Below are 25,000 nucleotides of genomic sequence, written 5' to 3'. Positions count from 1 at the left end.
CATTCAGAACCCCGGGTTGAAGCCTCCCTCGGGAAACGCCTGCTTCGCGAGTTCCTGCATCACAGGGAAGCCGTCCAGGAAGCCTGCCTGGGCAGCGGGGATGGGTTTGCCGCTCGCGTCATGGAAGGCGATCTCCCGACACGTGAAGCAGACCACCGCGTCCGCCCACGTCTTGCCAATCCAGAAGCGGAAGGCGATGTCCGGGTTGAACCCACACTTCCTCGGAGGATAGGACGCGGGGTCCTTGGCGGAGACCCAGAGATCCGCCAGTGCCCGGCGTTGCTTCGAACTCAGCTCGGGACCCTCCTTGGGGAGGAGGAAGAAGCCGCTGCGAGGAGTGGTGTCGTCGCGTGCGGGCCCCATGTCCCACGTCTGGTCATTGTCCGCGAGGAAGATTTGCACCCGGTCCGGGCGGCGGAAGAAGTCCTCCGGAGTGGGAGGGGTGGAGCGCCCCGCGGCGGAACACGCGGTGGCGGCCATGGAAGACAGGAGGAGGGCGAGGAGAGCGGTGCGCATTCGCCCAGCCTAACCCTGACCGTGTCAGCGTCGCACGACCTCAATGGCGATGATGTTTGTGATGTGTTGGGCCAGGGCTCCCCGCCAACTCCATTGCGGAGTCGAAGTGCCGCCGCCATCCCTTCGAAGGCTTCTTGAAACTGGGCTACTCTCGCAGGCTCCATGCGACATGGGGGTTGGCACGATGAAGCGCGCTTGGCTGCGATGGATGTCGGTGTTGAGCCTGGGAGCCCTGTTCGTCACGGGGAATGCCCTGGCGCAGGCTCCCGTCACGGTGTCGCCGGAGACGCTCCGGGCCGAACGTCGGGTGAGATTGGTGAAGCTGTGGGGCGACGTCCGGTTCCGCCACCCCAGGGCCTTCTCCATGCCCGCCGAGTGGGATGCCGCCTTCCTCTCCGCGCTGCCCAAGGTGGAGGCGGCGGGGGACTCGGCGGCCTATGCCGCCGCGGTCCAGGGCATGCTCGCGACCCTGGGAGACGGGGCCACGCGGGTGGAGTCCGAGAAGCGTCCTGACGCGGGCCAGCCCCCCACGCTTCGCGCGCTCAAGAGCTGGGAGAAGGATGTCCTCGTGCTCGACCTGCGCAACCTCCTGGGAGAGCAGGGCCCCGCGTCGTTGCAGGAGTTGAGGACGACGCTGGACGCGGACGCGGCGAAGGCTCGCGCGGTGGTGCTGGACTTGCGCATGCGCGGTCTCAAACGCTACGGCCTCGCCTGGATGGTGGCGTCGTTGTTGCCCCACCTCGTCGACGGCGAGCTGCGGGTTCCCGGTCTGCGCGACCTTCGCCACAGTGGCCTGCGGCCACAGGGTGGCATGGAGGGCTTCTACCGCAGTGAGTTCAGGGTGCCCATGGACGATGTCGTCACGGGCACTCCGGGCAAGAAGCCAGCGCTGCTCGTCTTCCTGGTCGACACGGACTCCGCCATCGACCAGCCCGTCCTGGCCCTGCGCGCTCGCGGCAAGGCGCTCCTGGTCGCCGAAGGCCCACTCGATGACGGCGCCATGAACAACCAGGACACCTTGCCGCTGGGAGAGGGCTACAACGCCCTGCTGAGCGTGGACGAGCCGGTGCTGCCCCTGGAGGCGGATGTGAGTCGCCCCGCGCGTGTTCGTCTGGAGGGCCCGGATGAAGGGATGCGCCAGGCGCTCCTGCTGGCCTCCCGCCCTCCTCCCAAGCCGAAGGCCTCGGCCGCGCTCCCTCGGCCCGCGCTCCCCTGGCGCCCGGAGCCGACCTACAAGGACGCGCTCTATCCCTCTCGTGAGATGCGGCTGCTGGCCGGGGCCAAGCTTTGGACGGTGGTGCGCTTCTTCTTCGCCTACCCGGAGCTGATGGACCGGCCCTGGGAGAGCCGCCTGCCAGGGCTGCTCGAGAAGCTGGAGGCGGCGAAGGACGCGAAGGCGTACGTGCTCGCGTTGGCCGAGGCGACCACCTGGCTCCAGGACGCCCATGCGATGGTGCGAGGCCACCCGGAGCTCCAGCGGTTCTACGGCACCATCCCGCCGGTCTGGGTGACGGACCTCGACGGCAAGGCGGTGGTGGTGGAGGTGCGCGATGCGGCCTCCGCGTCGGGGCTCGCGATAGGCGACATCATCGAGACGGTCGACGGGGAGCCCATCGACGTACGGGCACGCCGGGTCGCCCCCTACGTGGCGGCCTCCGTGGCCAGCTACCACCGGGACCTGACCCTGCTGATCGCGCTCGGGGGCGAGGCGGGCTCCACCGCCGCCCTGGGCGTGCGAGGCGCCCAGGGGCCCAAGCAGGCGAAGCTCATCCGCACGCCTCGGGCGAAGCTGCCTCCCTCGAAGGCGGAGTCCTACCGGCTGCTGGAAGGAAACATCGGCTTCGTGGACCTGGGGAAGCTGGAGGTCCAGGACGTGCCCGCGATGTTCGAGAAGCTCAAGGACACGCGCGGCATCGTGTTCGACCTGCGCGCCTATCCCCGCGGCACGATGTGGGCGCTCGGGCCCTACTTCGACGTGAAGGGCTCACGTCCCTTCGCCTGGTACATGCGCCCCTACTCGGGAGGCCAGAACGTCGGTTGGGTGAAGTACGTCGACTGGCTGCGGGAGACGGACCTCCCCAAGTATCGGGGCCGCACGGTGACGTTGATCGACTCGCGCACCATCAGCCAGGCCGAGCACACCGGGCTGATGCTGGAGGCCGCGGCGGATACCGTCTTCGTGGGCAGCGCCACCGCGGGCACCAATGGCGACGTCACCGAGGCGATACTGCCCGGAGACATCTCCTTCTATTTCACCGGCCAGCAAGTGCTCCACGGGGACGGCCGGCAACTGCAGCGCAAGGGCCTGGAGCCCGACGTGAAGCTGCGGCCGACGGTGGCGGGACTCCAGGCGGGTCGTGACGAGCTGCTGGAGCGCGCGCTCCAGATTCTGCGCGCGGAGCCCCCCAACAAGCCCGCGTCCTCGAGTCGCTGAGCGGCGCCTCCCGTCTTCGTCGGTGCCGCCACGCATGCGCCAGGGCCGGGGCGCATGCGTGGCGTTCACGTCTTCTCTGGAATAAGAGATTTCGAGATAAACATGTCTACATCCACCAAGAAGATGGACAGCCGATCCGCCCTTCCCAGGGCGGGCAGGCGTCGTCTCCGCGAGCCCTGATACAGGCGCTGAGCACCGCTTCCGCCCGGTGAAACGGGCGCGGACGAAGAAGTCGGGATTCACCCCACGGGTGAAACACAGACCATGATTTCGCTCTGGGTGCGTGCGGCCTGGCTCCCTCCCGGGATGTGACACTGGGAGCGGATGCTCCCCGCTCCCCGGCCAGGCGCTCGCCGAGAATGACTCGGAGTGAATCCCCTTCCCCGTGGAGGCGTGAGAGCGGGCGTCATGAGCCCTTCTTCGCCTCCCTGCACCAGCGCCCTCCCTCGACAGGCCGCCTCCCTGATCGCTCCCAGAAGGCTCCCAGGTTCGGTGGAAATCCCGTATAGGGCCTGCTCGCAACGTGCGCGGCACGCGAGCGCCCCAGAGGGGGGATATCAGCCCCGGGGACTGCTCTGGAGGATTGGATGGAGTTGTCGAGTCTCGAGTCGAATTTCTGGGCAATCGCACCGGGTGTCATCGGCGCCGTGGGGCTGCTCTTCTCTGCGTTCTTCTACTTCCGGGTCAAGGCACTCCCCGACGGCGACGCGACGATGAATCGCATCGCGGGCTACATCCGCGAAGGCGCGATGGCGTTCCTCGTCCGTGAGTACAAGGTGCTCGCGGTGTACTGCGCGGTCATCGCGGTGTTCATCGGCTGGGCCCTCGGCGGTCTCGCGAGCGTGAGCTTCGTGGTGGGCGCGTTCCTGTCGCTGCTCGCGGGCTACATCGGCATGAAGGCCGCGACGTTCGCGAACGTGCGCACCGCGCAGGCCGCTCGCACCGGCTCGAAGCCGAACGCGCTCCTGGTCGCCCTGGATGGCGGCGCGGTGATGGGGCTCGCCGTCGCCGGCCTGGGCCTGATTGGCATGGGCGGCGTCTACTACTTCTTCAAGGGCCACGCGCAGCTGTCGCCCATCCTCCACTCGTTCGCCGTGGGGGCCAGCTCCATCGCGCTCTTCGCGCGCGTGGGCGGCGGCATCTACACCAAGGCCGCGGACGTCGGCTCCGACATCGCCGGCAAGGTCATCGAGAACATCCCCGAGGACGACCCGCGCAACCCCGGCGTCATCGCCGACAACGTGGGCGACAACGTGGGCGACGTGGCCGGCATGGGCGCCGACATCTACGAGTCCATGGTGGCCGCCATCGTCGCGGCCATGGCGATTGCCCTGACGGCCAACGCCACGGAGCTCTCCCGCCTCGTCGTCGACTCCTCGGCCACGGGAGGCGCGAAGGTGGCCGGCGTGGTGCTCCCGCTGGTGCTGTCCGCGGTGGGCCTCATCGTCAGCCTGCTGAGCATCTTCATCGCGCGCGCCCTCAAGAAGATGAACCCCGCGCAGGTGCTGCGCAGCGCCCTCATCCTGCCCCCTGTCATCCTGGTGGGCCTGTCGTTCGTGATGATGAACGTGTTCGGACTCTCCCAGAACATCACGGTGGCCCTGGCCGCGGGCGCCTTCGGCGGCGCCATCATCGGCCTCGTCACGGACTACTACACGTCCTCCACGCCCGTGCAGCGCATCGCGGAGGCGTCCATCACCGGCGCCGGCACCAACCTCATCCGCGGCCTCGCCGTCGGCATGGAGAGCGTGGGCATCTCCATGGCCACCATCGCGCTGGTGGCCTACATCGCCGACCAGGCGCTCGGCCTGTACGGCATCGCGCTGTCCGCGGTGGGCATGCTGGGTGGCACCGCCGTCGTGATGACGGTGGACGCCTACGGCCCCATCTCCGACAACGCGGGTGGCATCTCCGAGATGTCCGGCCTGGGCCCCGAGGTCCGCGCCATCACCGACGAGCTGGACGCGGTGGGCAACACCACGGCGGCCATCGGCAAGGGCTTCGCCATCGGCTCGGCGACGCTCACCGTCATCGCGCTCTTCTCGGCGTTCAACATGGAGGTCAACCACACGCGCGTCGCGGCGGGTCTGCCGGAGATGAGCCTGTTGCTGACCAACCCGAAGGTCATCGTGGGCATGCTGCTCGGCTCCATCCTGCCGTTCATGGTGGGCGCCTCCACGATGCTCGCCGTCGGTCGCGCGGCGGGTGCCATCGTCGAGGAGATTGGCCGTCAGTTCCGCGAGATTCCGGGCCTGATGGAGCTCAAGGCGGACCCCGACCCCAAGAAGATCGTCGACATCGCGACCAAGAGCGCGCTGCGCGAGATGATCTTCCCGGGCCTCGTCGCCGTCGTCGCCCCGCCGCTGGTGGGCTACGTGCTGGGGCCCAGCGCCCTGGCGGGCCTCCTGGCCGGTGCGCTCGTCGTCGGCGCCACCATGGCCCTCTACATGGCCAACGCGGGTGGCGCGTGGGACAACGCCAAGAAGTACATCGAGAAGGGCAAGCTGCCGGGCCACGCGAAGGGCTCGCACGTCCACAAGGCCGCCGTCGTCGGCGACATGGTGGGCGACCCGTTCAAGGACACCTCGGGTCCTGGCGTCGCCATCCTCATCAAGGTCATGAGCGTCGTCTCGCTGCTCGTGGCCTCCCTCATCGCGCTCCGGTAGTCCGCGTGATGTGGCGCGGCGCCTCGGTTCCGAGGCGCCGCCGCACGGCGGTCAGTGGCACGGACCTCGCGGCCTCCTCCAGGGGCCGCGGGAGTCCTCGGAAGCTCCGACGGGAGGAAGACGCGGCCTTTGCCCCCGCGCACCTCCTGGACGCGTGAGCCCGCAAGCGGCTCGCTCCTCCAATGTCAGACAGCGAACACCTCGCGGACTCCCCCATGCGGGGCACCGGGGTGGTGCGTGCGCGCGTGCTACCTTTCGGGGTGTTTCGCGACCGCCTGCGCACCAGGCATGGGGGGGCAGCAGCAGCGACCCTCGCGAGCCTGACGCGCTCGCACCCGCTCCCTCGGGTGTGAGGGATGAGTGCCACCGCTGTTCCGCTGTCAGAGAGGTGTCCCATGGTCCTGGAGCTCTCCCAGCAGCAGATTCATCTCCTCTACGCCTGTCTGGCTGAAAGCATCGAGGACCTGCATGACGAGGTCATCCACACCGACATGCGCGAGCTGCGCGACTCGCTGAGGGACAAGCTCCATCAACTGCAAGCCATCCAGCGCCAGGTCGCGCCCCTGATGCAGCGGGAGCAAGTGGTCCGTTGACGCCGACCGCGCGCCAGGCGCGTCGGCGTCTGGGATTCGGGCGTCAGGGCTGGAGAGACACGCCCGCTTCGCCACGGCGCTTCAGCTCGCCCGCGGCCTGCGCCGCCTTGACGAGCGTGATGACGATATAGGCGCGGATGATGAGGCCGAAGACCTGGGGTTTGCCGCCCTGGTTGATGGTGTCCATCACCGTCAGGACCGTGTCGCTGAGATACAGGAGGATGGCGAGGATGGGGCCCGCGCGGGTGCCGCGATAGGTGAAGAAGCCGAACACCGCGGTCACCGCGCCGAAGAGGAGGGAGCCCACGCCCATCCCCAGGGCTGTCAGCTCCTCATTCTCCGTCACCATGGCGACCACGCCGAGCAGGGTGTTCAAGCCCGCCAGGAAGTAGAGCATGTACGCGGCGGACTTTATCCGCTGCTCGGGGTCCGTGGAGGACCCGGGCAGGGGCAGCCCGTTGCGCAGCACCGCCAGCTCCACGTTGAACACCCCGGATTGGATTTGAACGCTCAGGGTGCTTCCGTCCGGGAGCGTGAAGTTCACGCCCTTCTTGAGCGCGGACGACCCGCCGTCCGTGGTCCCCACGACCTTGCCATCGAGGATGACCGTGAACTTCTTCCAGGCCAGTCCCCACGACAGCTCCAGTCGCTGCGGCCCGCCCTCCTCCAGCGCCAGCTTCTTCGCACCCATGTGAAGCCCTCATCTCTGACCCGGACCGGGTCGAGAGGCCGACGCTAGCCGTCGGGAGCGGGGCGATGCAAAGCTCAGCTCCGCGCCATCCATCCCAGGCCGATGATGAGCAGCACCGTCAGGTGGAACCAGCCCACGTTGCGAGCGAGCAGGGCCCAGCCCTCGCCCGAGCCCGGTGAGGTGCCGCGCCGGATGGCCGCCAGCTCCTGGTAGCCCAGCACGAGCCCCACGAGTCCCGGCACGAAGCCGATGAAGCCCACGGTGGCGAAGATGAGCGCCAGCGTCGCGCGCTGAGAGGGTTTCTCCCCCAACGCCACCGTGTGACAGCGCGAGCAGAGCATCCGTCCCACCTGCCACTTGCGGCACCTTTCACACAGGAAGGTGCCACAGCGGCTGCAGGTCCCCTCCGCGGGGCGCTCGGGATGTAGGGGGCACGGAGCGTGCGTCGCATCCATGCCCCTCTGTCTACCATGCCCCCGAGGGCGCACGTCGAACGGAGCCGGCGCTACGGCTTGGAGAGGAGAAAGGACGCGAGCTTCTCGACGACCTGCTCGTCCACATGACCTGGGACCGCGTATTCGGCGGGCCCGGGTTTGCCGGTGCCTTTGATGAACAGGTGATTGTTCTCCGGAACAGTCACCACCTCGACCTGGGCAACGCTTTCGAGACCACTTCTCCAGGACGTCAGGTCCTCGTCGGTGACCTGGTAGTCCCGTGCGCCTCGCATGATGAGGATGGGGCGCTGGAGCTTCCGGGCCATGGCGACGCCGTCGCGTGACGCCCAGTCCTGCCAATACGCGGCGGGCGCTCCCAGCAGTGTCCCGGTGCCGAGCTTTCCTGCCTTCAGCAGGCCCACGGTCTGCTCGAACTCGGCGAGCTTCTCGGCCGGTACTTCGAGATACCTCAGTTGTGCGAGCACCAGGTCCCAGGGCGGACGTCCGGGAGGTGCCAACAGGACCGCGCCCGCGACGGGCGCCGCGAGGACCGCGATCTCCGGAGCGAGGAGGGCGCCCAGGCTGTGCCCCACCACGAAGACCCGCTCGGGATGAATCTCCGGACGTGCCTTGAGGACGCCCACGGCCGTGACTGCATCCACGACGACCTCATCGTCGATGGAGAAGTTCGTGAGCTGCGGGCCGTACTGAAAGGTTCGCTTGTCGTAGCGCAGGACGGCGATGCCGCGAGACGAAAGCCCCTCGGCGATATCCTTGAAGGGCTTGTTGGGGCCAATGCTCTCATCCCTGTCATGGGGACCGGAGCCGTGGACCAGGACGACGCCAGGGAATGGGCCGCTCCCGGTCGGCACCGTCAACGTGCCCTTCAGCAGGAACGGCGCTCGTCCCACGGAGACTTCCTCGGTCCGGAACGCGGCGCCGTTGACGGCGGGCGTGGCGGACGTGGGCTGCACGACGACCTTCGCGGGGGCGGGCTCCGACACACGAGGCTCCGGCGAACTCGCACAGGCCGCGGCGACCAGGGTGATGACTCCAAGCATCTTCGCCCGATGAGGGGCGGCGTCTGATGGGCGACAGGCAGCGCGAAGCATGTGGCTCTCCTCGTCACACGAAACGTCGTGGGCCTTCGTTGTTCGTCGACCTGCCTTTGCCCCCCTCGATGCGGCGATAGAGGACGTACGAGTAGATGACAGGGATGATGCAGGCGATGGAAACGGCCACGAGCACGGGGTTCGGCCCGGCGCCCAGCAGCCCCGAGACGAAGATGACGATGCCCGCGAGGACAAAGAGTCTTCCGCCCAGGCGGTGCGTGCGAAGCCAGACTTCGTCGCTCGCCAGCGTCCAGGGGGTTCGGATGCCAACGAAGAAGTTCTTGGTGAGCTTCCCCATGACGTTGCCCAGGAGCACGAAGAGCAGACCCGTCGCCGCGGGAACCACGCGCTCCATGGGCACGGCGGTCCCGATGCCCGCGAGCAGGAGCAAGGCATTCATCAGGAAAAGGAACGCGAGCGTCGTCGCCAGGACGAATTCGAAGACACCCTGAAACCGCTCAATGCGGTAGCCCTTGGGCGAAATCCGGGGGAGCACCACCAGCAATAGATAGATGCCGGCCATCATCAACGGCAGGACGAAGGGCCCCCACGGTTTCGGCGTGTGGCCATCCACGGCTCCTCGCGCATTCCAGTGGGTGGGTATCGCTTCCGGGAGTCGGCTGTAGAGCACGGCCGCCATCACGAACGACGCGATGACGAGTCCCAGGCTCAGCACGTTCGCGCGGCTGATTCTCATCGCTCTTCTCCATTCGGCTTGTCGACCTTGAAGAGGTCGAGAAGCAGGGCCGCTACGTCCTCGAACACAGTCGTGTTGAGGGAGTAGACGATTTGTTGTCCGCGTCGCTCGCAGCGCACCAGGTCGGCGGCCTTGAGGACGTTGAAGTGATGCGACAACGACCCCTTCGTGATGTCGAACGCCTCCGCGAGCTCCCCCGCGCTCTTCGAGCCGCCCTGCAGGAGCTTGAGCACCTTGCGCCGGGTCGGGTCCGAAATCGCCTTGAAGACTTCCTGCGTCCGCATCGCTACCTTTTTGATTGTTTGATGGGTTTCAAAATAACGACTTCGAAAATCCTGTCAAGGGGGCAGGGGAGGGGAGACGTGTGCCCTGGGTGATTCCGCCTCTCCCTTTCACGTTCTTGCCGCGCCTTGGCCAATCCGGTCACGAAGCGCGTGGGGGGAAGGCTCGGGTGCTTGTGCAATGGGATGCCCGCTCCTATTGGGGTCGCACGGTGCGCAACGCAAGTCGTGCCCCGCAGCGCAAACCCCATCAGCACAAGCGGACAAGGAGAACCCATGGCTTCCCCTACGGCTGCAATGGCAGTCAGCATCATCTTGATTCATGGCGGATTCGTCGACGGCGCGGGCTGGGCGTCCGTCCACAAGCTCCTGAAGAAGGAGGGCTACAACGTCACCGTCGTGCAGAACCCCACGCTGTCCCTGGCCGACGACGTCGCGGTCACGAAGCGCGCCATCGCCGCGCAGACGGGCCCCGTGCTGCTCGTCGGTCACTCCTATGGCGGCGTCGTGGTCACCGAGGCAGGGAACGACCCGAAGGTGGTCGGGCTCGTGTACATCTCCGCGTTCGCACCCGATGCGGGTGAGTCGGTCTCGTCGCTCATCGCCAACCCCCCGCCCGACGCGCCGGTCCCGCCCATCCTGCCGCCGCAGGACGGCTTCCTGTTCCTCGACCGCGCCAAGTTCCGCGCGTCCTTCGCGGCTGACGTCGATGCGGACACGGCTGCGTTCATGGCCGATTCCCAGGTGCCCTGGGGGGTGGAGGCGCTGGGAGGGAAGATCTCGCAGCCCGCGTGGAAGACGAAGCCGAGTTGGTACCTGGTTGCGTCGGATGACCGGATGATCCCGCCGGCGGCCCAGCGCAACATGTCCAAGCGCGCCGGCGCGACGGTCAGAGAAGTCGCCGCCAGTCATGCGGTCTATGTCTCGCGACCGAAGCAGGTTGCCGCGATCATCTCCGATGCGGCCAGGTCACTCGCGGCCAAGGCCCAGTAGCCAGGTTGCCGGCGGCCACGCCGTCTACGTCTCGCGGCCGAAGGCGATCTCGGAAGTGAGCGCCGTGGTTGCGCGCCGCCCGAGCCCAGGGAGATGGTGTCTCAGCGCAGGTGCTGGCGTCGCCAGGCGCCCGGGCTCGTTCCGACCACTCGCGTGAACGTGCGCGTGAAGTGGCTCTGATTGGCAAATCCACAGGCCACGGCGATTTCGCTCAGTGACTGGGTGGCCGCCTCGAGCAATTGTCGAGCCTTCTCCAGCCGCCGCCCGACGAGCCAGCGGTGCGGCGGCTGGCCGGTGGTCTCGCGAAAGGCGCGCGCGAAATGCCGCTCGGAAAGCCCGCACGTACGCGCGAGGTCAGCGAGAGAAACCGAACCGTCCAGGCGCGAATCAATGAGTTCTTTGACGCGTCGTGCGTGCACCGGACTCAGTCCACCTCGCAGGTTCGTTCGCGCTGCGTGGAAGGCACCGTAACCGCTCGCCAGATGCGTGACGAGTGCGAGCGCCACGTGGTCGGCGTAGAGCGTGCTGACCTCCTCCGGAGCGGCTAACGCGGGACGTAGTGCGAGCAGTAGGTGTTTCACGACGGGGTCCGAGAAGCCGACGCCAGGCTGGTGGCGCAGCTCGTCGAGCGTGCGAGCACCCGCGTCCGCGGCATAGGCCCCGAGTGCCTGTCGCTTCAGGTAGATGCTCACGTAGTGAAACGGCCCGGCGTACTCCGAGGTCAGTTTCGAGCGCAGGTCGACGATGCCGGCATGCCCCGCGTGGAAGTTCTGCGGCTGTATCCAGCGGTTCTCCGCGCGCATGGCGCCTCGCGGTCGTTCTCGCAGATGCAGTGTGAGCACATATGCATCGTCGCGCGGCACCTCGCCCGTGATGAGCTCGTTGGGGGCGTCGGACCGGAACTCGCCGGCGACCAGGTTTGAGCGCTGGAGCACACGGGACTGGAGCTGTGCCCCAAAGGCCGAGGTGAAAGAACGTTCATCCCGTCGAGTCGAGCGCGAATCCGTCATGGGAGCCCCCGCGGAACCAAGAACCATCGGTCATCCTACATATGGCCGATTTCTCCGTAAACGATGATTGGCTCCGATGCGGGAATGATGGAGTACGGCGTCGTCCGTGGGGGAGAACTTCTGACGGCGGCAGGCCGTTGAAGTCAGATGTCGCGTCTCGATCAACGGGATACCTCCCAGGCCAAGGCCACATGTCCATCCGGCCGCCAAAGCAGTCTGTCCACGCCATGGAGGGGGCGGTGTCAGTGAGGGTGACGCCACCCTCGCGCGCGGGCGGGGCGGCCCACACGCACATATGAACTGGTCGGTTAAAAAGTGTTGACGAGGGAGACCTCGGGCTCTAGATATTTTAAACGACCGGTACATAAGTTGAGGCCGACATGGCGGAGTTCAGTGGCAAGGCGGCATTGGTGACGGGTGGTACGCGGGGAATCGGCGCCGCCATCGTCCGGCATCTGGCGAGGGGCGGCGCGGACGTCGCCTTCACCTATGCGAGCTCCGGGGAGAAGGCGGCCGCGCTGGTGGATGAGCTCACGGCGCAGGGCCGCCGCTGCGTGGCCATCCAGGCGGACAGTGGTGACGCCCACGCGGTCCGGCAAGCCGTGGAGCGCGCGGCGTCGGAGCTGGGGCGCCTCGACATCCTCGTCAACAACGCCGGCATCTTCCCGTCCGGACCGTTTGAAGGCGTCTCCCTCGAGGAAATCGACCGGACCCTGGCGGTCCACGTCCGAGGCGTGTTCGTCGCCGCTCAAGCCGCGCTCGCCCACATGACCCACGGTGGCCGCATCATCTCCATCGGCTCGTGCTTCGCTCAGCGCGTTCCCTATGGCGGCGTCACGCTCTACGCGATGAGCAAGTCCGCGCTGGTGGGCCTCACGAAGGGCCTGGCGCGGGAAGTCGGTGAGCGAGGCATCACCGTGAACGTGGTCGACCCCGGGTCGACCGATACGGACATGAATCCGGCGGATGGCCCCCAGGTCTCGGCCGAGCTGGCGCTCATGGCGGTCAAGCACTTCGCTCGACCCGAGGACATCGCCGCCACCGTCGGACATCTGGCGGGCCCGAGCGGGCGCTTCATCACGGGGGCTTCGATCGCGGTCGATGGCGGCTTCACCGCGTGACCCGCGGCAGCAGGCGACAGATGACGACGAAGAAGGCGAAGAAGCAGAAGCCCGTCTCCGTGATGGGGCGGCCCCGAGGGTTCGACCGCGACGAGGCGCTCGTCGAGGCCATGCGTGTCTTCTGGGCACGTGGCTACGAAGGCACGTCCATCCAGGACCTGGTCAAGGCGATGGGTGTCAACAAGCCCAGCCTCTATTCCATCTTCGGCTGCAAGGAGGAGCTCTTCCGCGAAGCCGTCGAACTCTATGACCGGACCGAAGGCATCCATGTCTCACGCAGCCTGGAGGAAGCGACCTCCGCGCGCGCGGCGGTGGAGGACATGCTGCGCGCCAATGCACGGGCCTATACCGCCGCCGACAAGCCACGGGGGTGCATGATTGTCCTGGCGTCGCTGTTGGGTGCGCCGGAGAACGAGGCGGTGCGGACCTTCCTCGCGGAGAACCGCCTGAGCGGTGAGCGCGCGTTGAAGCGCCGGCTCCAGCGGGGAGTCGCCAACGGAGAGCTTCCCAAGTCCGCTCCCGTGGAGAAGCTCGCCGCGTTCTACACCACGGTGCTCGAGGGACTGTCCATCCAGGCCCGCGATGGTGCTTCCGTCGAGAAGCTGACCGCCATCATCGATGCCGCGATGCTCGCGTGGCCACCTGTCGCCGGTTGAGCTGTCATCAACGAGCCAGGAGCCGTCGACTCTCGCCCCCTTGGGCAATTCATCCGCGCGGGCTCGTGGGTGCCGAGGCTGAAGTCGAGGGCCTTTAGCGGTTCTGGATGACGAGCCGCGCTTCGTCCCAGACGAGCCCATGACGCAGCAAGGTCTCCGAGAGGGGTGCTCCCGCGGGCGGAGGATGCTCCAGGGTGTCGAAGTGGAGGAGTCGGAGGGTGCGGTCGGAGGATGCCGAAGCCAGCACGGACATCCCAGGTGAGAAGGCCACCGCCGAGACAAAGCCCTGTTGGCCCCGGACGCTGCCCAGCAACTCCCCGCTGGGAAGGCTCCAGACCTTCACCCGCATGTCCATGCCGCCGGAGGCCAGGAACCTGCCATCGGGCGACACGCTCAGCGACAGCACGCCCACGGCGCCCTCATCCATGCTCTTCAGCAGGAGGCCATCGCTGGCGTTCCAGAGCCGGATGGGCTGCTTCATCCCCGCCGTCACCAGGTGGTTGTCGCCCGGCGTGAAGGCGAGTGCGCGGACGCGGTCTCCGACGTCCCACTGGCGCAGGGGCTGGCGTCGCGCCAGGTCCCAGAGACGCACGACCTTGTCCGCGCCTCCGGAGGCAAGCCGCGTCCCCGTCGAGTCGATGGCCAGGGCCCAGAGCTTCCCCGTGTGCCCGACGAGTCGCCCGAGCAGCACGCCGTCCGGCACCGACCACAAGGAGACGTCCCGCTCATTACCCACGGCCAGGACCTTCCCGTCCGGACTGAAGGCGAGCGCCCGCACCGAGCCTTTCACCGTGGACAGCTCACGGAGCTGCCGGCCCGTGGCGGCTTCGAGCAAGCGCACCTGTCCCGTCAGTGTGCCCGCGGCGAGAAGCCGACGGTCCGGGCTCGACGTGAGCGAGACCACCGCCTCCGTGCGCTCTGCTCGTGATGCGGGGGCGCTCCTGTCCGCGAGGTTCCAGCGGCGCACGCCGTCCTCCGCCCCGGTGAGGAGCTCCTGTTCCTGGGTGAAGGCCAGCGCTTCCACCCAGGCCTCGTGACCTCGAAGCAGGACCTCGGCGGGTGAGGCGGGCCGGGCCCAGACATGCAGCGCTCCATCCATTCCCCCGGACGCGAAGGTGCGTCCATCCGGCGACAAGGCGATGCACGCCACGGCGGCGCGGTGGGCATCCAGGCGCTCCAACAGTTCGCCGCTGCGCGCATCGAAGAGCTGCACGCGCCCATCCCAGCCCGCCTGGACGACGAGCCGGAACAGAGGGTCGATGGCTGTCGTCGAGATGTCGGCCTGAATTCTCAACACGTCGACGAGCTGCCCGGACCGGGGATTCCAGAAGCGGATGGAATGGTCCGAGGCCGCCGACATGGCGAGGCTTCCATCGGCGGAGAAGGCGGCCGACACCACCATCTCCTCATGGCCGGTGAGGCGATGGAGCGCCTCGCGGGTCTCCAGGTCCCAGACGCGAGCGGTCTTGTCCATGCTCGTCGACAGCAGCCATCGGCCGTCCCCCGAAAAGGCCACGGCGACGGCATACGCGTCGTGCTCGAAACGCAGTTGCTCCGTGCCTGTCGCCACGTCCCAGACGCGCACGGTCTTGTCCAATCCGCATGACGCGAGCTGGTTCCCGCTGGGGGCGAAAGCCAGTCCCCGCACGACATCGGTGTGTCCCTGGAAGACGGCCACCTGCTGGCCCTTGCGAACATCCCAGAGGCGAATCTCTCCCGGTCGTCCGGCGGAGGCCAGCAGGCGGCCGTCCGGAGAGAACGCGACGGCGTGCACCTCCGCCGCATGGCCCTTCAGCTCCGCCACCGGCTCACCGCTGGCCGTGTTCCAGAGACGGATGACGGCGTCGAAGCCCGCCGAGGCCAGCAGCTTCCCGTCCGGCGAGAAGGCCGCCGCGAGCACGGAGCCCTCTGTCTTCGTCGTCCAGAGCTGGCGGGAGGCCCGGTCCGTTGCCCAGCCCAGGCCCCATTGGGCCTCGGCGGAGTCCTGCGTCGCGCGAGCCACGGAGAAGTAGCCCACGGCGAGCCCCCACTGCCGGGATTCGAGGGCTGCGTCCCCCTTCGCCAGATACACGCGTGCGCGGAGGTCCTGCTCGGTCGGGGAGGGTTGAAGGACCTCGGCCTGGCGGAGGGCGGGGCGAGCCGCACAGGAGGTGAGCACCCACGCCAGAATCACCAGTCGCCAGCTCGGTCCGCGCATGTCTGGGCTCCTTTGTAGCGAAGCCGGCGTGCGAAGACGATTTCAAGCGCGCGTTTCCAGAGCGACGCCACTCAGACGTCGGTGGTCTTGGGTATGGCGCTTCGTTAGCGTGCGGGCCTGATGCACACTCCGCCCATGCCGCCTCCGGACAACCGCCGCACGAAGTCCCCCCTCCTCATCGCCGCAGGAGTGGGGCTGCTCGTCGTCCTGGGCCTCGCGATGATGCTTCTCCGTGGCGGCCGGAACTTCGCGCGGACCTCGGAGGATGTCGGGGGCCTCGCGGAGCTGGCGTCCATCCAGTCACAGTTGCAACCCCTGGACGCGTGCAGGATTGAGTACGGCGCGCGTCGTGGCGGTCGCCAGGTCTTCGGCTCCTCGGATTCGGTGAAGGTCTTCTCGTGTGCCGAGTCCAGTGAGGTCGTCGGTGTCGACGTGCCCGTCGAGCGGAGGACGGAGGGCGTCACCTTCGACATGGCCCGTCAGTCCAGGGCGGAGCCGTGGGAGGTCCTGGTCGACAAGGACCGGGTGGCGCTCCCCGCGCTCAAGGGCTCCCTGGAGCAGCTCGCGCCCCTCATCCTCGAGCAGTACCCGCCCGTGCTTCTCCGGCAACGAGAGCAGAGAGAGGCGTACGACCGCGAGCTGAAGGCGCGGAAGGACGCGCAGCAGGCGCGCGAACAGGGCGCTCGAGACTCCTATCCGCGGTGAAGTGGTCGGGAGCAGGTCCCGCACCCCTCCACCCTTGGGTATTTCATCGAGCGCGGCCTTCCACGTTCGGCTGAATCCCCTTTCGTGACACCGCCCGTGGCCGTGCCTTGCCCTGGAGGGAGAAGCGCTCGCTCAGGAGCTGGATGAAATACGTCAGCGGCGCGGAGCGCTGGCGGGAGGCGCGGGTGACGGCGCTCCAGCGGCGGCGGATTCCCCGGGGAGTGAGCCGGACCGTGTGCAGCCCGTTGCGCTGGGCCGGCAGCATCCATTCGGGCAGCGCCGTCACGCCGACGCCACCACGCACCAGCTCAATCAGCGCCTCGGTGAGGGGCACGGGGGAGACCCGCTGCGGCTCGAGGCCCTCGGGCCAGAACACGCGCGTGAAGATGTCGAGCTGCTCCCGAGGCGCGGCATAGGTGAGCAGGTTCTCCGACACCAGTTCCCGCGCCGTGACGTGCGCTCGTCGCGCCAGCGCGTGGCCCGCGGGGACCACCAGCATGAGCTCGTCCTCGAAGAGCGCCGTCTGCGCCAGGCGGGCCTGCCGAGGGACGTCCGTCGTCAAGGCGAGGTCCAGCTCGCCATTCAGCAGCGCCCCCAGCGGCTGGCGCGTGGCCTCCAGGACGATGCGCAGCTCGACGCGCGGGTGCTCGGCCTGCCATCGCCCGAGGATGGGCGGCAGCCAGCCATACACCGTGTAGCAACCCGTGCTGAGCCGCAGCAGGTCGTCCTGCGGGTGCGCGCGGCAGATGGCTTCGGCCTGGGCCACCTCGCTCAAGACGCGCCGCGCGGAGACGAGCAGCTTCTCGCCCGAGCCGGTCAGGAGCAGGCGGCGCTGGCGGCGCTGGAAGAGCTGCACGCCCAGGCGCTCCTCGGCATCACGGAGCTGATGGCTCAGCGCCGAGGACGTGAGGTGGAGCTGCCGGCTCGCGGCGGCCAGACTCCCGGTGTCGGCGACCGCGGCAATCAGCTTGAAGTGACGGAGCTCGAGCATGCCGGGCAGTTTCACATGAACCCCATTCAGCATCATGGAGAAATCGTTTCGCTGCGCTCATGGCCTTGGCCTCCTTAACGTTGGCGTCCCCATGCAAGGAGGGCGGACAGATGCCCCACACCGACAGCTTGCCGAGCCCGCAGAGCCCTGTCGTATCCCCCTGGTCGTCCGTGCGAATCGACGACATCGAGCCCGTCATCGTCGGCCCTGGCTGCCTGCGCAGGGACCTGCCAAGCACGCGTGACGTGAGGGTCTGGGTCGTGGACATGGCTCCCGGAGCTCAGTGGCCCTCCGTGGACGTCCACGACACCGGCGAGGAGGTCTTCGTGGTGAGCGGTGAGCTCATCGAGGGAGAGCAGCGCCTGGGCCCAGGCACCTACCTGTTCTTCCCGCCCGCGAGCCATCACCAGCCGCGCACCGAGACCGGCGTGCGCCTCTTCGGCATCAATCTCGTGGCCTCCTCGGTGGCGCGATGAGCATCGACAACGGGGACATGCTGGTTCGGCCCGCGCGGACGGGCCGCCGGGACTTCCTGCGTGCGGCGGCCGTGCTCTCCGCGGGCGCGGTCCTGTCATCCCCTGGCGTGGGACGCGCGACGAAACCTGTCGACACCGCGACGCTGCGCGCCCAGCGGCTGGCCTGGGCCGGAGTGCGATTGCGGCTCGGTCAGGACACGCTCTTCCTGGACCCCTTGGTCGACTCCACCGTGTGGGGGGCCGCGCTGAAGGATCCGCTCGTCCCGATGGACGCGGGTGATGGCGGGCGCTACGTGCTGGTGACGCATCGCCATCCCGACCACTTCGACCGGATGGCCGTCCGTCAGGCGCTGGGCGACACCGGCACGCTGGTGTGCCCCCCGGACATGGCCGCGACCGCCGCCGCGTCGGGCTTCCGCGTGCGGCCCGCTCCGCTCTACGAGCCGGTCCTGCTCAATGACTTCACCGCCACCGCCGTTCCCGCCGAGGACGGCTACGGAGACACCCAGGTGTCGTGGATCGTCTCCGGCGGAGGCCGCCGCATCATCCACTGCGGTGACACGCTGTGGCACGGGTCCTGGTGGCACATCGGACGTCAGTTCGGCCCCTTCGACGCGGCGTTCCTGCCCATCAACGGGGCGCGCTTCGGTTGGCGCAAGCCCGTCAGCGACGTGCATGGCGTCCTGACCCCGGAGCAGGCGGTCGCCGCGGCTGTGGTGCTGGGAGCAAAGCTCCTCGTGCCCATCCACTACGGCGTCACGTCCTCCGAGGACTATCAGGAGGTTCCGGGCGCGGAAGCGCTGCTCCTGGCCACGGCGCGCAAGAGGAAGGTGAACGTGGAGCTGGCGCGTCCGGGGGAGTGGCTGACCTGGCAGGCTCGGGGCTGAGTCCCCGCGCGCGGAGGCCGGGAGGGGAATGGCGGGGTGTGGCACGGAGAGTGAAGCTTCGCATACAATGTTTCACTCTCTCCGCGTCAGCGAAAGGCCCCTCGCACCATGGATTCCTCTTCCTCGCCCAAGAGCCCTCGGCGTGCCGTGGTGTGGTCGACGATGAAGTCGTACCTGAACGAGGCCGTGTCGTCGGCGCGGACGCGGCTCAACGAGCACGTTCCCCAGTTCGGGGCGCTGGAGCAGAAGTACCGGCAGCTCTGGTTCTCGCGCATCTACCAGCACAACTTCTGGCTGGATTCGGAGTCGCGCTCGGGGCCGGGCTCCACGCTGAAGGCGACGGAGTCCATCCGCCGCGAGTTGCCGGAGGTGCTCCGCAAGGCCCAGGCAAGGACGATGCTGGACGTGCCCTGCGGCGACTTCAACTGGATGCAGCACGTGGAGCTGGACCTGGAGCAGTACATCGGCGCGGACATCGTCCCGGACCTCATCGCGCTCAACCATCAGCGACATGGAAGCGAGCGCCGCCAGTTCATCGTCCGAGACCTCATCCAGGATGACCTGCCGAAGGTGGGACTGGTCATGGTGAGGGACCTGTTCATCCACCTGTCGTATCGGAACATCTTCCGAGCGCTGGCCAACCTCCGGCGCAGCGGCACCGAGCATCTGCTCGCGACGACCCATGTGGGCTTGAGCCGCAACGAGGACATCGTCACTGGCCTGTGGCGGCCGGTGAACCTGCGGCTGGCGCCGTTCCATTTTCCGGAGCCCATCCACCTGGTGGAGGACGCTCACAAGGGCCGCCACATGGGGCTGTGGCGGTTCGCGGACCTGGACCTGAGCCAGGGCCAGAAGACCGGTACCTGACGCAGGCCGCCCGCCCGCGGCATCCCGGCCGATGACCTCTTGTCCGTGCCTCATGGTCGAACAGACCCTTGCGTGCGGACGCGGCCCGCCTGGGTGATGGGCCAGAGGCCTGTCCGTGCCTTACGGTCGAACAGGCCCTCGCGTGCGGACGCGGCCCGCCTGGGCGATGGGCCAGAGGCCTGTCCGTGCCTCACCGTCGAACAGCCCATTGCGTGGCAACCGGTGGCCGACGCGCACGAGCGGTTCGACCGCTGGATGGGGAGTTGCTCGGCGTTACCGCGAGGATCCTTGGGCGTGGAGTTCGAGCGGGAGCGGCGCCTGAAGCTGAACCTGCTCGCCCGAGCGTGGATGCTGGAAGGTGAGCGACTCCGCGTGCAGCAGGTAGCCGCCGTCTCCGGGCAGGCCCGGGTGCTCCGCCAACGGCAGGCCCCCCACGGCGAAGAGCGGGTCCCCCACGAGCGGGTGGCCGATGAAGGCGAGGTGGATGCGGATCTGCTCGGAGCGTCCCGTGTGGATGTCCACCTCGAAGAGGGTGTGCTCGGTGCGCCGCTCCAGCACGCGGGCCGTGCTGTGTGAGGGCTTTCCCCGTGCAGTGGCGCCATGCACCTCGCCCAGCAGCGGGTGGGGCACCAGTCCGATGGGCGCTCGGATGTCGTACGTCTCCTGGGTCGCGATTCCCTGGGCGAGTGCGCGGTAGCGCTTGTGTACGCGGCCTTCGCGCCAATCGCTCGCCAGGCGCGCGGCGGCGTCGCGGGTGCGGGTGAAGAGCACGAGGCCCGACGTCGCGCGTCCCAGCCGGTGCATGGGAACCGCCTCGGGCCATCGCGCCTGGACGAAGGAGAGCAGGGTGTTCTTGAGGAAGCCCCCCGAGGGCAGGGTCGGCAGTCCGCTCGGCTTCACCACGACGACCAGCTCCGCGTCCTCGTACACGAGTTCGAAGGACCGCGGAGTGTCCGCCTCTTCCCAGGGTGGGCGGTGCCAGCAGAGTAGCTGCCCCGGCCTCAGTGACTCCGAGCCGTCGGCGATGACGTCGTCGAGTCGCACCTCGCCCCGCGCGAAGCGCGCCCGCCACTCCTCCTCCGAGGAGTGACGATACTTGTCCGTCAGGTGGGCGAGCGCGCTGCTGCCCGGTCGGCTCCCGAGCTTCTCGCGGTACACATAGCCATCGTTGAGCAGCACTCGCGCACCCTACACCGCGTGCCCTCGTGGTGGGAGACACTCCGCTTCCCGCCGCCGTACTCCGCGTCTTGCTCACCGCCCACAAGGGGGTGACACATGGCTCCCCTGGGACGTGGAGCTGGCGCTCCCTGAAGGCTGTCCTTGCGAGACTGTTGCATCCAGGGTTCAGTAGACAGCCATGGCCTTCGCCCCCTGGCTGCCCTTGGTCGTCGCCCTGCATTCCGTACCTGCCGCCCCAGCGAAACCGGCGCCTGCACCTGTCTCCTTCGCGAGCTGGTTCGACGCGCGCGTGAAGGAGGAGGCGCCGAATATCACTGAGCGGTACCAGGTGGACCTCGACGGTGATGGTCGCGAGGACGAGGTGGTCTGCTTTCCCATGGCGTCAGTCGACCGTCCGAAAGCCTGGGACGGACCTCCCGTCACGCTGGTGGGACTGGCCAGTGGTGAGCGCTTCGCGATGAGCGGAGGCGCGGGAGTGGACGAGCCTCTGGGCTGTCCGTCGCCCACCTCGACCGCCTCCGGCTCGGGCTTGCCGACCCTGCTCCTGCAGCGTGCCGGCGCGGGGACCTCGTCATCGGTGACGCTGCGCTTCGATCGGAAGGGCCCGATGCTCGTGGCGAGCAACGTGAATCCACGCTTCAGCTTGAGGCGCATGGATTTGCTGGCCCAGAGCGCCGCCACGTTCCACTACACACCACCGGACCCTGAGGACCCGGACTCCGAAGGGAATGAGTCCAAGTGGGAGGGTTCGGCTCGGGTGGTGTCGGACCTGGAGTCCACGGTGCTTCCTTCTCCAGGACAGGTCACCTGGGGGCAGAAGAACTGGAAGGGGCCCGAGGATGCGGACCTGACGGTGAGCCTGCGTCGCCGGGGCGACCTGATGGTGGTCAGTGTCCGGCTGAGGGATGACAAGACAGTGGTCGCCGCGGATGCGAGTCCCAAGGCCATCCTCGCCGCGGACCACCTTGAGCTGCGATGGATGGAGTGGGGCACCACCAGGTTCATGAGGGACCAGCAGGTGGAACTCGGGGTCGCGCGCAACAAACAGGGGGCGCCCGTGGCCACCTGGTTCAAGCCTCCCAGGAAGAAGGACACGCCACCGCCGACGATTCGGTGGACCGCCCCGGAGGCCGTGGAGGTGGAGGTGCCCCTGGCCTGGTTCATGCCGACGCCCGCGAAGCTCGATTATTACGACCCGACAAGGGCCACGGCCCAGTTCACGGTGTTCTTCTCCGATGGCGACGGGCGCGGACAGGAGACGCTGGTAGGCGCCTCCCCGGGCATGCTCTTCGTCGCCGACCCGGGACGGCCCTTTCCCTCGCTGGCGCAGGTGGTCCAGCCGTGGGTGCGGGTGGAGGACGGCGCCACGCTGCGCAGCCTCCTCTGGTAGTCGTTGGAACGGTCAGCGTGGCAGTGGCGCGAGAGCAGCCACGCTGACGGTGGAGTGCCGAGCCCCTCGGTGCAGCCAGCGGCCCCACGGCCCAGCTTTGCGCGAGGAGGATTTCATGGCCTTTTCCGCCAGACAGTCGAACGCGCCCTTGCCTCTCGGCACGCTCGCGCCGCCCATCCGTGCTCCGGTGACTCCGGACCAGAAGGTCTCGCTCGAGGAGTTCCGAGGGGCCCCGCTGGTGCTGGTGTTCTACCCAGCCGACTGGAGCCCGGTGTGCAGCGATGAGCTGGCACTCTTCAACGAGCTGATGCCCGAGTTCGAGCGCCTCGGCGCGAAGGTGGTCGCCATCTCGTGCGACGGCGTGTGGTGCCACCTGGCCTTCGCCCGCGCGCGCAACCTCCACATGGTGCTGGCCTCCGACTTCCATCCGAAGGGAGAGATTTCGCGCGCCTACCATGCCTACCGGGAAGAGGACGGTATCTCCGAACGTGCCCTCTTCGTCATCGACGCCGAGGGCAAGATTTTCTGGAGCTACGTCTCGCCCGTGGCGGTCAACCCTGGTGCCGACGGCGTGCTGGACGCACTGGAGCGCCTCGCAGGGCAGGGCGCCGCCGAAGATGAAGGAGGCCCGTCCCTGAATCAGCGCGAGGAGAAGACCGAGCAGGAGGCACGGCCATGAGCAGACTGCGCACTCCCGTGGGTTCCCATGACCACATCCTCGGACCTGTCGACGCTCCCGTCATCCTGGTGGAGTACGGCGACTTCCAGTGTCCCTTCTGCGGACAGGCCTACGACGAAGTGAACAAGGTGCTGGCCTCGATGGGCGACCAGCTGCGCTACGTCTTCCGCCACTTCCCCCTCACCCAGGCGCACCCCTACGCGCTCCAGGCCGCCGAAGCCGCGGAGGCCGCCGATGCCCAGGGCAAATTCTGGGAGATGCACGGCATGCTCTACGAGAACCAGCAGGCGCTCGACCCCGAGTCGCTGCTGGCCTACGCCCAGAAGCTGGGATTGGACATGGAGCGCTTCACCCGCGAAGTCTCCGAGCACCGCTACCTGGAGCGCATCCGTCGCGACTTCATGGGCGGCGTGCGCAGCGGAGTCAGCGGCACCCCGGGCTTCTTCATCAACGGCGCGCGCTACCAAGGCGACTTCAGCGCCTCCTCGCTCATCACCGTCCTTCAAGGCGGAGGTATCGAGTCGCCCAGCTACTTCTGAGCCCACGCGTCGCCCATGACTGAATGATGACCGTCTGATGGAGGCGAACACACCCTCGTGGGCGAGTGGCTGCGTACCGTGGCGGTTGGGTGCTCCCACCCAGGGGCCTTCGTGGCCCCACGCGCGAGGAGGCGCGTTCCGGATCCGCCATGCAATTCACCCTCTCGGGGCTGTGGGCCCACATGGGCCTCTTCGCGCAGGGCATCGTCATCGCGATGGGCATCATGTCCGTGCTGTCATTGGTCATCCTCGCCGAGCGCTCGCTGGTTTTCCGTGCGTCCCGTCGACACTCCCGCAGGTTCGCCTCGGAGATGGCCACGTTGCTCTCTCAAGGGGACTTCGAGACCGCGTCCCACGCGAAGCTGGGCGCGGACGTGGGCTACCTCGGCCGGACCATCCGCGCGGGGCTGACGGCGTACCGCATCTCCTCCGATGACAGTCGTGACGAGGTGATGGAGTCGGTGGCGCGCAGCCTGGAGCGTCAGGCTCAGCGCGAGGTGCAGAGTCTCAAGCGCGGCCTGGGCCATCTGGCCACCGTGGCCTCCACCGCCCCCTTCGTGGGCCTGCTCGGCACCACCATGGGCATCGTCACCGCGTTCCAGCAGATGGGCGAGGCAGGGGCGGGCGGCATTGGCACCATCTCGACAGGCATCTCCGAGGCGTTGGTCACCACCGCCTTCGGGCTGCTCGTCGCCATCCCCGCGGTAATGGGCTACAACTCCTTGCAGGGCTGGGTGGATGCCCGCGCCGTGGACCTCGCCGAGGCCAGCAACGAGTTCCTCGACGCCGCGGCGCGGGCCCTCAAGCGCGCGCGCTCCGCCGTGGTGTGATTCCCTCACCTACTCGGCGATGAGCAGCACCTCGCGGCTCGTCTGGTTCGTGGAGAGCGCGTACTGGTAGTCCCGCGCTCTCACCGTGACCTTGCGCTTGTGCCGCTGGAGCATCCGCTTCAACTCCTCCACCGAGGGGACTCCATCCGAGCGATAGGACACGACGAGGATGCTGTCCCGCCACCGCTCGAACACCGCCTCGAAGGCGGAGGCGATTCGCGCCGGGCTGGCCCACGGCGTCTCCACCCGCCGGTAGGGTTTGTGTTTGTAGCGGGCATCGAACCGCTCCGGCCAATCCCTGTACTCCGTCAATCCCTCCATGAAGTGATAGAAGCCCAGGTAGTCGACGCCAACACCCTTGGCCGAGATGTACGGCGGGTCGAGGTACGCCAGGTCTGCTTGGGCTTCGAGCCGCACCGCGTCCCCACACGTCGCGACGTTCACCCGGCCGTTGTCGAAGATGGCGTCACTCGCGGCGGAGGCGGCCTTGGCGATGTGGTCCGCGAAGGGCCTGTCCCACGTCGCCTTGTTCCCGAAGGAGCGCTCGACGCTCGCCTCTCGCATGTAGAGGTTGGCGCGGTGGAAGAGGTTGTAGGGGCGCTTGGCGATGCAGGCCTGGAACACCGCGTGGTACGCGAGGGCCTGTTTGTAATCACCCGGCAGCTCGGCCAGGTTCTGCGCCAGGACATCGAGGAGCTGGTTCTCGTCGTCCGGGTAGTAGATTCCACCGAAGGTCCGCGCGATGAAGTCTCCATAGGTCCGCTGCCGCCGGGCGAGCAGTGCTGACACGTCGTCGCGCTCGAAGCGCGTCGAGGGGTTTTCGATGAGCGCCTTGCCGATGAGGTGGTTGGAGCGAAGGCAGTCGTTGTAGTGGACCTGCTTGCCTTGCACCTTGAAGAGATAGGACACCGAGCCCGTGCCGCCGAAGAGGTCGACGACGGAGTCGAACTCCAGGGACTGGAGCTGCTCCCAGAGCCACCCGAGGACCTTGAGCTTGCTGCCCTGATACCGGGTCGCGGGGAAGCGCTCGATGGAGGGCGGGGGGCTCACGGGCTG

25 protein-coding genes are annotated in these 25,000 nt (G+C 67.9%); 14 read left to right on the top strand and 11 right to left on the bottom strand.

Annotated features, from left to right (window positions below):
* Positions 1-3: 3 nt before the first annotated feature.
* Entirely contained in the window at positions 4-516 is a 513-nt protein-coding gene (locus tag HR086_RS05430; RefSeq protein WP_174457836.1) for a hypothetical protein, read from the bottom strand.
* A gap of 184 nt (positions 517-700) precedes the next feature.
* Between HR086_RS05430 and HR086_RS05425 the strand changes: the two genes are divergently transcribed.
* The 3 genes from HR086_RS05425 (at position 701) to HR086_RS05415 (ending at position 6,209) form a co-directional block, all read left to right on the top strand.
* Positions 701-2,950, top strand: coding sequence for a S41 family peptidase (locus HR086_RS05425; protein WP_174465048.1), 2,250 nt, complete (start codon positions 701-703; stop codon positions 2,948-2,950).
* A 587-nt stretch (positions 2,951-3,537) separates the two neighbouring features.
* Positions 3,538-5,616, top strand: a complete 2,079-nt coding sequence (locus tag HR086_RS05420; RefSeq protein ID WP_174465047.1) for a sodium-translocating pyrophosphatase — start codon at positions 3,538-3,540, stop codon at positions 5,614-5,616.
* 395 nt (positions 5,617-6,011) lie between these two features.
* On the top strand, positions 6,012-6,209 hold the full coding sequence (locus HR086_RS05415) for a hypothetical protein (RefSeq protein WP_141640799.1): 198 nt from the start codon (positions 6,012-6,014) through the stop codon (positions 6,207-6,209).
* 43 nt (positions 6,210-6,252) lie between these two features.
* Here the strand turns inward: HR086_RS05415 and HR086_RS05410 are convergent, their stop codons facing one another.
* The 5 genes from HR086_RS05410 to HR086_RS05390 form a co-directional block, all read right to left on the bottom strand.
* Positions 6,253-6,900 carry a hypothetical protein gene (locus HR086_RS05410; protein ID WP_174457833.1) on the bottom strand — a complete coding sequence of 216 codons (648 nt, stop codon included), beginning with the start codon at positions 6,898-6,900 and terminating at the stop codon, positions 6,253-6,255.
* Between the two features lie 74 nt (positions 6,901-6,974).
* Positions 6,975-7,241, bottom strand: coding sequence for a hypothetical protein (locus HR086_RS05405; protein WP_246136953.1), 267 nt, complete (start codon positions 7,239-7,241; stop codon positions 6,975-6,977).
* Positions 7,242-7,405: 164 nt separating this feature from the next.
* The gene (locus HR086_RS05400) at positions 7,406-8,446 is read right to left on the bottom strand and encodes a S9 family peptidase (RefSeq protein ID WP_254626191.1); all 1,041 of its coding nucleotides are present in this window, start codon (positions 8,444-8,446) and stop codon (positions 7,406-7,408) included.
* Positions 8,447-8,459: 13 nt separating this feature from the next.
* Positions 8,460-9,143, bottom strand: coding sequence for an SdpI family protein (locus tag HR086_RS05395; protein WP_174465046.1), 684 nt, complete (start codon positions 9,141-9,143; stop codon positions 8,460-8,462).
* Positions 9,140-9,427: an autorepressor SdpR family transcription factor gene (locus HR086_RS05390; RefSeq protein ID WP_141640803.1), complete on the bottom strand. Its 288-nt coding sequence runs from the start codon at positions 9,425-9,427 to the stop codon at positions 9,140-9,142. The genes HR086_RS05395 and HR086_RS05390 overlap by 4 nt, the downstream gene beginning before the upstream one ends.
* A gap of 273 nt (positions 9,428-9,700) precedes the next feature.
* Here HR086_RS05390 and HR086_RS05385 point away from each other — a divergent pair, with 273 nt between their 5' ends.
* Positions 9,701-10,417, top strand: a complete 717-nt coding sequence (locus HR086_RS05385; protein WP_174461124.1) for an alpha/beta hydrolase — start codon at positions 9,701-9,703, stop codon at positions 10,415-10,417.
* Between the two features lie 101 nt (positions 10,418-10,518).
* Here the strand turns inward: HR086_RS05385 and HR086_RS05380 are convergent, their stop codons facing one another.
* A complete protein-coding gene (locus HR086_RS05380; protein ID WP_174465045.1) occupies positions 10,519-11,427 on the bottom strand; it encodes an AraC family transcriptional regulator in 909 nt (302 codons plus the stop codon).
* A gap of 380 nt (positions 11,428-11,807) precedes the next feature.
* Here HR086_RS05380 and HR086_RS05375 point away from each other — a divergent pair, with 380 nt between their 5' ends.
* Together HR086_RS05375 and HR086_RS05370 are read left to right on the top strand one after the other, a co-directional pair.
* Positions 11,808-12,548, top strand: a complete 741-nt coding sequence (locus HR086_RS05375) for a 3-oxoacyl-ACP reductase family protein (RefSeq protein ID WP_141640805.1) — start codon at positions 11,808-11,810, stop codon at positions 12,546-12,548.
* A gap of 20 nt (positions 12,549-12,568) precedes the next feature.
* On the top strand, positions 12,569-13,204 hold the full coding sequence (locus tag HR086_RS05370) for a TetR/AcrR family transcriptional regulator (protein WP_174465044.1): 636 nt from the start codon (positions 12,569-12,571) through the stop codon (positions 13,202-13,204).
* 94 nt (positions 13,205-13,298) lie between these two features.
* Here the strand turns inward: HR086_RS05370 and HR086_RS05365 are convergent, their stop codons facing one another.
* Positions 13,299-15,401, bottom strand: a complete 2,103-nt coding sequence (locus tag HR086_RS05365) for a WD40 repeat domain-containing protein (RefSeq protein ID WP_174465043.1) — start codon at positions 15,399-15,401, stop codon at positions 13,299-13,301.
* Positions 15,402-15,521: 120 nt separating this feature from the next.
* Here HR086_RS05365 and HR086_RS05360 point away from each other — a divergent pair, with 120 nt between their 5' ends.
* Positions 15,522-16,106 carry a hypothetical protein gene (locus tag HR086_RS05360; RefSeq protein ID WP_174465042.1) on the top strand — a complete coding sequence of 195 codons (585 nt, stop codon included), beginning with the start codon at positions 15,522-15,524 and terminating at the stop codon, positions 16,104-16,106.
* Between the two features lie 43 nt (positions 16,107-16,149).
* Here the strand turns inward: HR086_RS05360 and HR086_RS05355 are convergent, their stop codons facing one another.
* A complete protein-coding gene (locus HR086_RS05355; RefSeq protein ID WP_254626190.1) occupies positions 16,150-17,097 on the bottom strand; it encodes a LysR substrate-binding domain-containing protein in 948 nt (315 codons plus the stop codon).
* 110 nt (positions 17,098-17,207) lie between these two features.
* Here HR086_RS05355 and HR086_RS05350 point away from each other — a divergent pair, with 110 nt between their 5' ends.
* The 3 genes from HR086_RS05350 to HR086_RS05340 all read left to right on the top strand — a co-directional run bounded on the left by HR086_RS05350 (position 17,208) and on the right by HR086_RS05340 (position 19,327).
* Positions 17,208-17,573, top strand: coding sequence for a cupin domain-containing protein (locus tag HR086_RS05350; protein WP_254626189.1), 366 nt, complete (start codon positions 17,208-17,210; stop codon positions 17,571-17,573).
* Positions 17,570-18,460 carry an MBL fold metallo-hydrolase gene (locus HR086_RS05345; protein WP_174465039.1) on the top strand — a complete coding sequence of 297 codons (891 nt, stop codon included), beginning with the start codon at positions 17,570-17,572 and terminating at the stop codon, positions 18,458-18,460. Before HR086_RS05350 ends, HR086_RS05345 begins: the two co-directional genes overlap by 4 nt.
* 162 nt (positions 18,461-18,622) lie before the next feature.
* The gene (locus HR086_RS05340; RefSeq protein WP_174465038.1) at positions 18,623-19,327 is read left to right on the top strand and encodes a class I SAM-dependent methyltransferase; all 705 of its coding nucleotides are present in this window, start codon (positions 18,623-18,625) and stop codon (positions 19,325-19,327) included.
* Positions 19,328-19,600: 273 nt separating this feature from the next.
* Here HR086_RS05340 and HR086_RS05335 read toward each other — a convergent pair whose 3' ends face one another.
* Positions 19,601-20,506, bottom strand: coding sequence for an RluA family pseudouridine synthase (locus HR086_RS05335; protein ID WP_141640813.1), 906 nt, complete (start codon positions 20,504-20,506; stop codon positions 19,601-19,603).
* Positions 20,507-20,882: 376 nt separating this feature from the next.
* Here HR086_RS05335 and HR086_RS05330 point away from each other — a divergent pair, with 376 nt between their 5' ends.
* The 4 genes from HR086_RS05330 to HR086_RS05315 all read left to right on the top strand — a co-directional run bounded on the left by HR086_RS05330 (position 20,883) and on the right by HR086_RS05315 (position 23,944).
* Positions 20,883-21,896 carry a hypothetical protein gene (locus HR086_RS05330; RefSeq protein WP_254626188.1) on the top strand — a complete coding sequence of 338 codons (1,014 nt, stop codon included), beginning with the start codon at positions 20,883-20,885 and terminating at the stop codon, positions 21,894-21,896.
* A gap of 115 nt (positions 21,897-22,011) precedes the next feature.
* Positions 22,012-22,575: a redoxin domain-containing protein gene (locus tag HR086_RS05325; protein ID WP_174461132.1), complete on the top strand. Its 564-nt coding sequence runs from the start codon at positions 22,012-22,014 to the stop codon at positions 22,573-22,575.
* Positions 22,572-23,114 (top strand): DsbA family protein, encoded by a 543-nt coding sequence (locus HR086_RS05320; RefSeq protein WP_174465036.1) that lies wholly within the window; start codon positions 22,572-22,574, stop codon positions 23,112-23,114. The genes HR086_RS05325 and HR086_RS05320 overlap by 4 nt, the downstream gene beginning before the upstream one ends.
* A gap of 149 nt (positions 23,115-23,263) precedes the next feature.
* Positions 23,264-23,944: a MotA/TolQ/ExbB proton channel family protein gene (locus HR086_RS05315; RefSeq protein WP_174457818.1), complete on the top strand. Its 681-nt coding sequence runs from the start codon at positions 23,264-23,266 to the stop codon at positions 23,942-23,944.
* A gap of 9 nt (positions 23,945-23,953) precedes the next feature.
* Here HR086_RS05315 and HR086_RS05310 read toward each other — a convergent pair whose 3' ends face one another.
* Positions 23,954-24,994, bottom strand: a complete 1,041-nt coding sequence (locus HR086_RS05310) for a DNA adenine methylase (protein WP_174465035.1) — start codon at positions 24,992-24,994, stop codon at positions 23,954-23,956.
* Positions 24,995-25,000 lie beyond the last annotated feature (6 nt).

This window comes from Myxococcus sp. CA039A, from assembly GCF_013336645.1.
GTDB lineage: Bacteria > Myxococcota > Myxococcia > Myxococcales > Myxococcaceae > Myxococcus > Myxococcus llanfairpwllgwyngyllgogerychwyrndrobwllllantysiliogogogochensis.
This window is presented reverse-complemented; position numbering and strand designations above follow the sequence as displayed.

What these genes read in the sequence shown, in the direction of transcription:
- HR086_RS05375 (WP_141640805.1), top strand. Translation starts at nt 11,808, where the DNA reads ATGGCGGAGTTCAGTGGCAAGGCGGCATTGGTGACGGGTGGTACGCGG.
- HR086_RS05400 (WP_254626191.1), bottom strand. Translation starts at nt 8,446, where the DNA reads ATGCTTCGCGCTGCCTGTCGCCCATCAGACGCCGCCCCTCATCGGGCG.
- HR086_RS05395 (WP_174465046.1), bottom strand. Translation starts at nt 9,143, where the DNA reads ATGAGAATCAGCCGCGCGAACGTGCTGAGCCTGGGACTCGTCATCGCG.
- HR086_RS05330 (WP_254626188.1), top strand. Translation starts at nt 20,883, where the DNA reads ATGGCGTCAGTCGACCGTCCGAAAGCCTGGGACGGACCTCCCGTCACG.
- HR086_RS05405 (WP_246136953.1), bottom strand. Translation starts at nt 7,241, where the DNA reads ATGCTCTGCTCGCGCTGTCACACGGTGGCGTTGGGGGAGAAACCCTCT.
- HR086_RS05315 (WP_174457818.1), top strand. Translation starts at nt 23,264, where the DNA reads ATGCAATTCACCCTCTCGGGGCTGTGGGCCCACATGGGCCTCTTCGCG.
- HR086_RS05430 (WP_174457836.1), bottom strand. Translation starts at nt 516, where the DNA reads ATGCGCACCGCTCTCCTCGCCCTCCTCCTGTCTTCCATGGCCGCCACC.
- HR086_RS05380 (WP_174465045.1), bottom strand. Translation starts at nt 11,427, where the DNA reads ATGACGGATTCGCGCTCGACTCGACGGGATGAACGTTCTTTCACCTCG.
- HR086_RS05325 (WP_174461132.1), top strand. Translation starts at nt 22,012, where the DNA reads ATGGCCTTTTCCGCCAGACAGTCGAACGCGCCCTTGCCTCTCGGCACG.
- HR086_RS05340 (WP_174465038.1), top strand. Translation starts at nt 18,623, where the DNA reads ATGAAGTCGTACCTGAACGAGGCCGTGTCGTCGGCGCGGACGCGGCTC.
- HR086_RS05370 (WP_174465044.1), top strand. Translation starts at nt 12,569, where the DNA reads ATGACGACGAAGAAGGCGAAGAAGCAGAAGCCCGTCTCCGTGATGGGG.
- HR086_RS05365 (WP_174465043.1), bottom strand. Translation starts at nt 15,401, where the DNA reads ATGCGCGGACCGAGCTGGCGACTGGTGATTCTGGCGTGGGTGCTCACC.
- HR086_RS05385 (WP_174461124.1), top strand. Translation starts at nt 9,701, where the DNA reads ATGGCTTCCCCTACGGCTGCAATGGCAGTCAGCATCATCTTGATTCAT.
- HR086_RS05345 (WP_174465039.1), top strand. Translation starts at nt 17,570, where the DNA reads ATGAGCATCGACAACGGGGACATGCTGGTTCGGCCCGCGCGGACGGGC.
- HR086_RS05360 (WP_174465042.1), top strand. Translation starts at nt 15,522, where the DNA reads ATGCACACTCCGCCCATGCCGCCTCCGGACAACCGCCGCACGAAGTCC.
- HR086_RS05355 (WP_254626190.1), bottom strand. Translation starts at nt 17,097, where the DNA reads ATGCTCGAGCTCCGTCACTTCAAGCTGATTGCCGCGGTCGCCGACACC.
- HR086_RS05420 (WP_174465047.1), top strand. Translation starts at nt 3,538, where the DNA reads ATGGAGTTGTCGAGTCTCGAGTCGAATTTCTGGGCAATCGCACCGGGT.
- HR086_RS05390 (WP_141640803.1), bottom strand. Translation starts at nt 9,427, where the DNA reads ATGCGGACGCAGGAAGTCTTCAAGGCGATTTCGGACCCGACCCGGCGC.
- HR086_RS05415 (WP_141640799.1), top strand. Translation starts at nt 6,012, where the DNA reads ATGGTCCTGGAGCTCTCCCAGCAGCAGATTCATCTCCTCTACGCCTGT.
- HR086_RS05410 (WP_174457833.1), bottom strand. Translation starts at nt 6,900, where the DNA reads ATGGGTGCGAAGAAGCTGGCGCTGGAGGAGGGCGGGCCGCAGCGACTG.
- HR086_RS05320 (WP_174465036.1), top strand. Translation starts at nt 22,572, where the DNA reads ATGAGCAGACTGCGCACTCCCGTGGGTTCCCATGACCACATCCTCGGA.
- HR086_RS05425 (WP_174465048.1), top strand. Translation starts at nt 701, where the DNA reads ATGAAGCGCGCTTGGCTGCGATGGATGTCGGTGTTGAGCCTGGGAGCC.
- HR086_RS05350 (WP_254626189.1), top strand. Translation starts at nt 17,208, where the DNA reads ATGCCCCACACCGACAGCTTGCCGAGCCCGCAGAGCCCTGTCGTATCC.